Annotated in this window: 7 protein-coding genes and 1 pseudogene; all 8 read left to right on the forward strand. The window is 34.0% G+C overall.

Annotation, left to right across the window (positions count from 1 at the left end; translation table 11 throughout):
• Positions 1-89: 89 nt before the first annotated feature.
• The 8 genes and pseudogenes from GMC_RS0103000 (at position 90) to GMC_RS0103035 (ending at position 9069) form a co-directional block, all read left to right on the forward strand.
• Positions 90-746, forward strand: a complete 657-nt coding sequence (locus GMC_RS0103000; RefSeq protein WP_010520740.1) for a metal-dependent transcriptional regulator — start codon at positions 90-92, stop codon at positions 744-746.
• On the forward strand, positions 736-3018 hold the full coding sequence (locus GMC_RS0103005) for a TonB-dependent receptor (RefSeq protein WP_010520741.1): 2283 nt from the start codon (positions 736-738) through the stop codon (positions 3016-3018). Before GMC_RS0103000 ends, GMC_RS0103005 begins: the two co-directional genes overlap by 11 nt.
• Before the next feature lie 12 nt (positions 3019-3030).
• Entirely contained in the window at positions 3031-3945 is a 915-nt protein-coding gene (locus GMC_RS0103010; protein WP_010520742.1) for a metal ABC transporter solute-binding protein, Zn/Mn family, read from the forward strand.
• A 15-nt stretch (positions 3946-3960) separates the two neighbouring features.
• Positions 3961-4706: pseudogene (locus GMC_RS18850) on the forward strand (metal ABC transporter ATP-binding protein).
• 132 nt (positions 4707-4838) lie between these two features.
• The gene (locus GMC_RS0103020; RefSeq protein WP_010520744.1) at positions 4839-5225 is read left to right on the forward strand and encodes a hypothetical protein; all 387 of its coding nucleotides are present in this window, start codon (positions 4839-4841) and stop codon (positions 5223-5225) included.
• Positions 5226-5456: 231 nt separating this feature from the next.
• Entirely contained in the window at positions 5457-6533 is a 1077-nt protein-coding gene (locus GMC_RS0103025) for a metal ABC transporter permease (RefSeq protein ID WP_010520745.1), read from the forward strand.
• Positions 6526-7686 carry a metal ABC transporter permease gene (locus GMC_RS0103030; RefSeq protein WP_010520746.1) on the forward strand — a complete coding sequence of 387 codons (1161 nt, stop codon included), beginning with the start codon at positions 6526-6528 and terminating at the stop codon, positions 7684-7686. Before GMC_RS0103025 ends, GMC_RS0103030 begins: the two co-directional genes overlap by 8 nt.
• 87 nt (positions 7687-7773) lie before the next feature.
• The gene (locus GMC_RS0103035) at positions 7774-9069 is read left to right on the forward strand and encodes an O-acetylhomoserine aminocarboxypropyltransferase/cysteine synthase family protein (protein WP_010520747.1); all 1296 of its coding nucleotides are present in this window, start codon (positions 7774-7776) and stop codon (positions 9067-9069) included.
• The last annotated feature ends 17 nt before the right edge of the window (positions 9070-9086 follow it).

The raw sequence follows: 9086 nt of genomic DNA on the forward strand, positions 1-9086 counted from the left end.
AGGAAGTATATAAAAGTTTATAGAATTAATATTTTAGCTTAACTTTGCAAAAAAATTAAGTTAGCTTAAAAATTTAATAAGGTGGATTTATGTCTGTAGCGATCGAAAATTTTGTTAAAACAATATATCAGTACAAAGCGCATAATGAATTGGATACCAAACCAAGTACTATTGCCAAAAAATTAGGTATCTCAAGCGCTGCAGCAACAGATATGGCTAAAAAATTGGCTTTAAAAGACTTATTAGACTACGAAAAGTACCAAGAATTAAAATTAACGTCTAGCGGAAATGCCATGGCGTTAAAAGTCATTCGGAAACATCGATTATGGGAAGCTTTGTTGTTTAAATTATTTGATTTATCACTACACGAAATACATAGAGAAGCAGAGTTACTGGAACATGAAACTTCTGATTTTTTGGCAGATAAAATTCATGAATACTTAGGGTTTCCAGACTACGATCCGCATGGTGATCCCATTCCAAACGCTAAAGGTGAATTACCTAAAGTTAAAAATGTCATCGCATTAGCGGTGGCTAAAGAGGGGAGTTATCAAATTGCTAGATTACAAAGTGACGATAAAGAATTTTTTGATTTTTGCAGTGCCAACGGAATTATCAATGGAGCACAAATTCAAGTAGAAAAACAATTTCAAAATATGGGTATGACCCAAGTAAAAATTAACGATGCTGTAGTGGTACTCAACCAACAGTTTACTTTTTTAATTCAAGTATTGCATGCAAAATAAATTATGGATTTGGATCTGCCTTTTCGTAACAGGAATTTGGGCACAAAACGGAGCAATTTCAGGAACAGTTTATTTGGATAACCAGCCTATTCAAGGCGCCGAAGTATATGTCAAAAGCGCTCAATTGTACGGAGCCACAACGGATAAATACGGTAATTTTACGCTTACAGGTCTTAGTCAAGGTAAAACTGAGGTATACATTTCATACCTAGGAGCAGTTCCTAAAACAATAAGCGTTTTGGTTGAAAAAAACACGACTGATGTAAATGTGTATTTAGTTTTGGATACTAATTTAGGGGAAGTAATTATTTCTGTACCAGGATCAAAATTACAAAAGGATTTGGTGGTTAACGTGGAAAAGAAAAAACTTTCTGAAATTAATCAGGCAAGTTCAAATACCTTAGCCGAAAGTATTACCAATATTAATGGGGTGTCGCAAAATAGTACCGGAAATAGTATTGGTAAGCCTGTAATCAGAGGACTTACTAGCAATCGTGTAGTAACTTATGCCCAGGGTACCAGAATCGAAAATCAGCAATGGGGAGCTGAGCACGGTTTGGGAGTGAGTAGCAATGGCATTAAAAGTGTAGAGGTCATTAAAGGACCAGCCTCGTTATTGTATGGTTCCGACGCTATTGGTGGAGTACTTTATTTTGTAGATGAAGATTTTACAAGCAAAAAAGTAGAAGGAATTGTGGATTTAGGTTATTTTTACAATACCCGAACCACGCAAAATAAGGCAGGAGTAAAATTAGGTTTTAATGATGTTAAAGTAAATGTTTTTGGTGGTTACACCTTGGCGGGCGATTATCAACTTCCTAAAAATGCAAATTTTGAAGCTACCCGTGTGTTCAACACTCGATTTTCGGAAAAAAGTGCTAAAATAGCCGTAGGACTTCAAAAGGAAACCTATAATTCAAAATTTACTTACAGTTATTTAAATAATTTTTTTGGTATTCCTGTACCAACTGAGGGTAATCCTGTGTTTACTAATCGTTTTGATATTGATTTTATCGATCCAATTTTTGCAGATCAGGCTCAAAATTTTGTATTACCTTTTCAGGATGTTACCCAACATGTATTGGCATTAGAAAATAATTTTAAATTAAAAAAAGCTAAAGTATTGGCCACTTTGGGGTACTCCATAAATGATCGACAGGAATTTAATGAAACCCGAAACGACCCTGATTTACATTTATATCTGGAAGTATTTAATTATAACGTAAAAGTATCGGATGTGTTTAAAACGGCGCAAATCGATCTTACCTTAGGCGCACAGGGATTATTTCAGGATAGTGAAAACAGGGGGACTACTTTTTTGATTCCTGATGGTACAAGTGCTGAAAATGGAATTTTTAGTTTACTTAATTATAGCCCTAATGCCAACTTAGGTTTTCAAGCAGGCTTGCGTTTTGATAGTAAAAATGTAAAAGCCGATGGTATTGTAATTAATGAATTTACAAGTTTTGCTGATTTTAATGAAACCTACAATACATTAAATTATTCTGCAGGAGTAAAATATAATTCAGCTAATTTTACCTTCCGCTTTAATGTAGCTTCAGGGTATCGAGCTCCTAACGTTTCGGAACTTTTATCTAACGGCGAACATGGCGGAACAGGTCAAATAGAAGTTGGTGATACTAATTTGAATAGCGAATCAGCTACACAACTTGATTTTGCAATCAATTATAAAAGTGATCAGTTAAGCATCACCGTAAATCCTTTTTATAATGCTATTGCCGATTATATTTTTATAGCCCCTACGGGAGAAAGAAAGCAGGTGGATACTGGAAATTTACCTGTATTTGCATACTTGCAGGAAGATGCTACACTTTTTGGAGGTGAGTTTAATTTAAATTATAAGCCCGAATACCTTCCAAAATTAACTTTTCAAACAGCAGTAGCATTAACGTACGGAAATGATAGTAATAACAATCCATTGCCTTTAATTCCGCCAGTCAATTTTAATACAATAATCGAGTATAATGTAAATCTTGGTAAGCAGTTAAAGCTAAATTCATTATTTATCCAGCAACAGAATTTTTTAGAACAAAATAGAGTTGCCAATAACGAATTAAAAAATGATGATTATCATTTGTTAGCAGCTGGAATTAGCACTTCCTTTAAAAACATAAATTTAAGTGTAACCGCTAAAAACCTTTTTAATCAAGAGTATACAGATCATTTGTCGCGCCTAAAAACAAGTTTTGATGACTTTGCCGTTCCAAATCCAGGTAGAGACATTGTATTTAATTTAAAATATAATTTTTAATAAAGCTTAGTTATGAAAAAGATTTTACAACTATTGGTTATCACGCTTATGGTAATTTCATGCGGGAAAAATCAAAAAGATGCAAATGATAAGCTAACCATTGTTACCACTACCACAATGATAACTCATATGATTCAGGCCATTGGTGGTAATAAAATAGTAGTAAAAGGGTTGATGGGGAGTGGCGTTGATCCTCATTTATATAAAGCCAGTGAGGGCGACGTATCCAAATTAACTCAAGCAGATGCTATTTTTTATAACGGTTTGCACCTAGAAGGGAAATTGGAAGATGTGTTTGAAAATATGAAGAATAGCAATAAAAAAATAGTGGCATTATCGGACTGTTTGTCAAAGGACAAGCTAATTGCATCTGAAAATTTTGCATCTAATTATGATCCACATATTTGGTTTCAAATTGAGTATTGGATTCAATGTGTTAATTACGCTGCCGCAGAATTAATAAAACTAGACACCACAAATAAAGAAGTGTATTTACAGAATGCAAAAAATTATGTTTCAAATTTAAATAAGCTAAAACAAACCAATAAAGTATTGGTGGACAAACTTCCTACTGAAAAAAGAATTCTAATTACTGCTCATGACGCTTTTAATTATTTTGGAAAATTATACAACTTTCAAGTAGTTGGTTTGCAGGGATTGTCTACAGCTACCGAAGCTGGTGTAAAGGATGTACAAAATTTAGCTAACTTTATTATTGAGAAAAACGTTAAGGCCGTTTTTGTTGAAAGCTCGGTACCAAAACGAACAATTGAAGCTTTGCAGGCATCAGTAAAGTCAAAAAATCATGAAGTTACTATTGGAGGAGAGCTGTTTTCAGATGCTTTGGGAACCGCAAATACTCCTGAGGCTACCTACGTAGGTATGTACAAGCATAATATAGAAACCATTGTAAATGCTTTAAAGTAAATTCAGTTTTATCTAATGGAAAAAGAACATCAGGAATACGCAATTAAAATTGATGATTTAACGGTAGCTTACAATTATAAGCCAGTACTGTGGGATATTGATCTGGCTATTCCTGAAGGGGTATTAATGGCAATAGTGGGACCTAACGGAGCAGGGAAATCAACTTTAATTAAATCCATTTTAGGAATCATTAAACCCATTGCAGGTAAGGTAACTGTGTTTGGGAAATCATACAAGCAACAACGTTCCCTAGTGGCTTATGTACCACAAAAAGGTTCGGTAGATTGGGATTTTCCTACTACAGCGTTGGATGTAGTGCTAATGGGAACTTACGGAAGTTTAGGGTGGATCAAACGTCCTGGACAAGTTCAGAAAAAACAAGCCTTAGAAGCTTTGGAAAAGGTAGGGATGCTTCCCTTTAAAAACAGGCAAATCAGTCAGCTTTCCGGAGGACAGCAACAGCGCGTATTTTTAGCAAGAGCTTTAGTACAAAATGCGGCTATTTATTTTATGGATGAACCCTTTCAGGGAGTGGATGCTACCACTGAAATTGCTATAATTAATTTGTTAAAAGAGTTACGTAAAGCAGGTAAAACAGTTATTGTAGTGCATCATGATTTACAAACAGTTCCCGAATATTTTGACTGGGTAACCTTTTTAAACGTAAAAAAATAGCCACCGGACCTGTGAAAGAGATTTTTAACGATGATAATTTGACAAAAACCTACGGTATAAATTATAAAGTTAGTGTGCAGAAATAGGTTTTTAGATTATTGTTTTTATAAGTTCGATGTATTTTTATTGAGTTTGAAATTAGAAATAAACAGTTTCTTAATAGAATTGTGAAATAGTTAACGGAAGGTTCTTTAGTATAAATTTTAATAAAAAAAATATTGAATAAAACATTAAAATATGGATTTGGAATTTTTGGAGCTATTATAGTTTTTATTTTAGGGTTTATAACTTTTGGACTTTATTTAATGCAAATTGAAGATAGCTATGGAGATTATCAAGAGATTTATTACAAATCAAAAGATTTAGATATAATTGTTAATGAAGGAACATCTGAATTTGGGATTATTGAAAAAGATTGGAAACAATTAAATGTAAAGGTTAATAAACATAGAGTTATCGATTTAAATGCTTTTGTTTTTAAAGTAAATGCTATTACTAAGATAAAAGTCTACAGACCTAAAGAAGAGTTCGATAATTTAGAACAAATGAATTGGAGAGATTTACAAAAACTTATAAGTGAAAAGAAATTAGAATTGATTTTTTAAATTTATGAATGAGTAAATAAAAATTCAGATTGTTAGTAAAAGAATTATAAAAAAATATCAAGTGTAAAGAAGAATCTAAATAATAAAAATTAGGTTTAACCCTTAACCCTTAACCCTTAACCCTTAACCCTTAACCCTTAACCCTTAACCCTTAACCCTTAACCTTAACCCTTAACCACTATCAACATAATAGAATACATAAAACTATTAACAGAAGATTACACATTACAAGTGATCACACTTGGTACGGCCATATTGGGTGCGGTATGTGGAATGTTGGGTAGCTTTGCGGTGTTGCGCAAACAAAGCTTGTTGGGTGATGCCATATCACATGCGGCTTTGCCTGGTATAGCTATTGCTTTTTTGATTACGGAAACCAAAAATTCATATGCCATTTTAATTGGAGCTTTAATTAGTGGTTTAATAGGGACGTTTTGGATTAGGGGGATGGTTTCCAAAACTCATTTGAAATCGGATACGGCTCTAGGCTTAGTATTGTCTTTATTTTTTGGAGTAGGAATGCTATTATTAACTTATATTCAAAAACAACCCAATGCCAATCAGGCAGGTTTAGATAAGTACTTGTTTGGACAAGCTGCTACGCTTTTGGTTTCGGATGTTTGGTTATTGGCTATTGTTGGCGTGATAAGTTTGTTAGTATTGGCTATTTTTTGGAAGGAACTCAAGTTATTGTTATTTGATCCGGATTACACCAAAACTTTAGGTTTTAATATTAAGTTTTTGGATTTGCTCATTACTACATTTATTGTATTGGCTATTGTTTTAGGATTGCAAACAGTAGGCGTTGTACTTATGAGTGCCATGCTACTAGCTCCAGCTGCAGCTGCTCGCCAATGGACAAATAGGTTATGGGTTATGGTAGTATTGGCAGCAATTTTTGGTGCTTTTTCAGGAGTGTTTGGTACAGCAATTAGTGCTTCAACTAACGGTTTGTCTACAGGGCCTGTCATTGTATTAGTGGCTTCATTTTTTGTGTTGGTTTCTTTTATTTTTTCTCCCGAAAGGGGCATACTATTTAAGCAAATTAGAAAGTATAAAAATAGGAAAGCACTAAAGTTATTTAAAACATTATCGGTAATGTATGAAATAGCGCAAACACATAACGATGTATCGCGACCACATGCAATAAAAATTTTAAATAACTTTTTAGGGTATTCAGTAAATACATTAAAAGAATTGGAAGATCAAGAATTAATTAAAATTGATGGTCAAATGTGGTCTATGACTACTGAAGGCTACAATAAAGCGGCGCAATTATTTAATCAAAATATGGAAACTAATGAGTAGTGCGCAAATTGAAATACAATTGATAGCGACAATAGTAGCCGCAGCTTGTGCTTTACCAGGCGTATTTTTAGTATTACGTAAAATGGCTTTAATTAGTGATGCGATCAGCCATTCCATTTTACCAGGAATTGTAGTGGGTTTTTTTATTACTCAAGATTTGGCATCACCAGTAAATATTTTATTGGCTGCATTAACGGGTGTGATTACTGTAGTTTTAGTCGAATTTATTCAAAAAACAGGCTTAGTAAAGGAAGACACAGCTATAGGTTTGGTGTTCCCAGCAATGTTTAGCGTTGGCGTTATATTGATTGCATTAAATGCTAACGATGTACATTTAGATATTGATGCGGTATTGTTAGGAGAATTGGCTTTTGCTCCTTTTGACAGGATATTGATTAAAGGTACTGATTTAGGCCCTAAAGCCTTGTGGGTAGTTGGACTAATTTTGTTAATTACTTTGATACTTTTAATTACTTTTTATAAGGAAATTAAAGTGAGTACGTTTGATCAGGGGCTGGCAGCAGCCTTAGGTTTTTCGCCAGTGGTAATGCATTATGGATTAATGTCCGTAGCTTCGGTAACCACGGTTGGCGCTTTTGATGCTGTAGGAGCTATTTTGGTAGTAGCGCTTATGATTGCACCAGCTGCCACGGTATATTTATTAACAAATGATTTGAAAAAATTACTTGTTGGGGCTGTAGGTATTGGAGTGCTATCGGCTATTTCTGGTTATTGGGTGGCGCATTGGTTAGATGCTTCAATTGCAGGTGCAATTACAACTGTTTTGGGTGGATTATTCTTATTAGCGTATTTGTTTGCCCCAAATAAAGGATTGTTTTCAGTTTTATACAGACAAAAACAACAGCGAAAGGAGGTGATGTTACTTACGTTTTTATTACACATTCAAAATCATTATGAAGAGGAGGAGCGCCATGTAAATCATTTAAATGAGCATATTAATTGGCAGGAAGTGAAAGCAAAATCGGTACTAGACTTGGCTTCAAAAAATAATATGATCGCTATTAAAAATGGTGTGATTGAACTTACTGAAAAAGGACAGGTTTTTACTTCAAAAGCAATTCAATACATTACTGATAATGAACGTTCGGAAATTGAAGGCATGAAAGATGAATTATTCTTATTTAGAGGATAATAACTTTCGAATATTACAATAGAATGTAATGATTTTACCATTTTTAATGATTTATGTTTCTTATTTTTAATAAAAATAAAAAATAAAATGAGCGATTTAAAATTTGAAACGTTACAGCTTCATGCAGGTCAGGAAGTTGATACTTTAACAAATTCAAGAGCAGTACCAATTTATCAGACAACTTCTTACGTGTTTAACAATGCTGAACATGCAGCCAACTTATTTGGTTTAAAAGAGTTTGGAAATATATACACACGTATAATGAATCCAACTACTGATGTGCTTGAAAAGCGAATTGCTGCCTTGGAAGGAGGAACTATGGCTGTGGCTACAGCTTCAGGAATGTCAGCTCAATTTTTAGCCATTACAAGTATTTTAGAATCTGGAGATAATTTTGTGTCTTCCGCATTTTTGTACGGGGGGACATTCAATCAATTTAAGGTTCAGTTCAAAAAGCTAGGAATCGAGGCTCGTTTTTCGGGCGGAAACCAACCTACAGATTTTGAAGCTCAAATTGATGCTAAAACAAAAGCTATATATGTGGAAACTATTGGAAACCCGGAATTAAGTATTCTTGATTTCGAAAAAGTAGCTGAAGTAGCAAAAAAACACAAAATTCCATTAATTGTTGATAACACGTTTGGCGCAGGAGGTTATGTGTTTCAACCTATAAAACATGGAGCTAATATTGTAACAGAATCAGCTACAAAATGGATCGGTGGGCACGGAACTTCTATTGGTGGGATTATTGTTGATGGCGGTAATTTTGATTGGGATAATGGTAAATTTCCTCAATTTTCAGAGCCTAGTGAAGGATATCACGGATTAAATTTTTGGGAAGTTTTTGGGGAAGGAAATCCATTGGGCTTACCAAATGTGGCTTTTGCAATAAAAACTAGAGTAGAAGGATTAAGGGATTACGGTCCTTGCTTGAGTCCTATGAATGCTTTTATGTTGTTGCAAGGCGTAGAAACATTGTCATTACGTATGGAACGTACCTTAAGTAATGCTCAAACTATTGCGGAACATTTAGAGGAGCATACCAAAATTGAAAAGGTAAATTATCCAGGACTAAGATCAAGCCCTTACTATAATTTAGCAAAAAAATACCTGATAAATGGTGCAGGAGGAGTAATTACCTTTGAAATTAAAGGAGGCGTCGCAGCTGGTAAGGATTTTATAAACAAGTTAAATTTAATTTCTCACTTGGCAAATGTAGGAGATTCTAAAACATTAGCAATTCACCCGGCATCCACTACACACGATCAATTATCTGCTGAAGAGCAACTAAAAAGTGGTGTTACCCCAGGAATGGTTAGGCTATCCGTAGGTATTGAACATATTGACGATATTTTGGAAGATATTAATCAAGCATTGGCTTAAATATAGATGATATATTA

Origin of the sequence: Aquimarina agarivorans, assembly GCF_000218485.1 — a bacterium.
GTDB classification, from domain to species: domain Bacteria; phylum Bacteroidota; class Bacteroidia; order Flavobacteriales; family Flavobacteriaceae; genus Aquimarina; species Aquimarina agarivorans.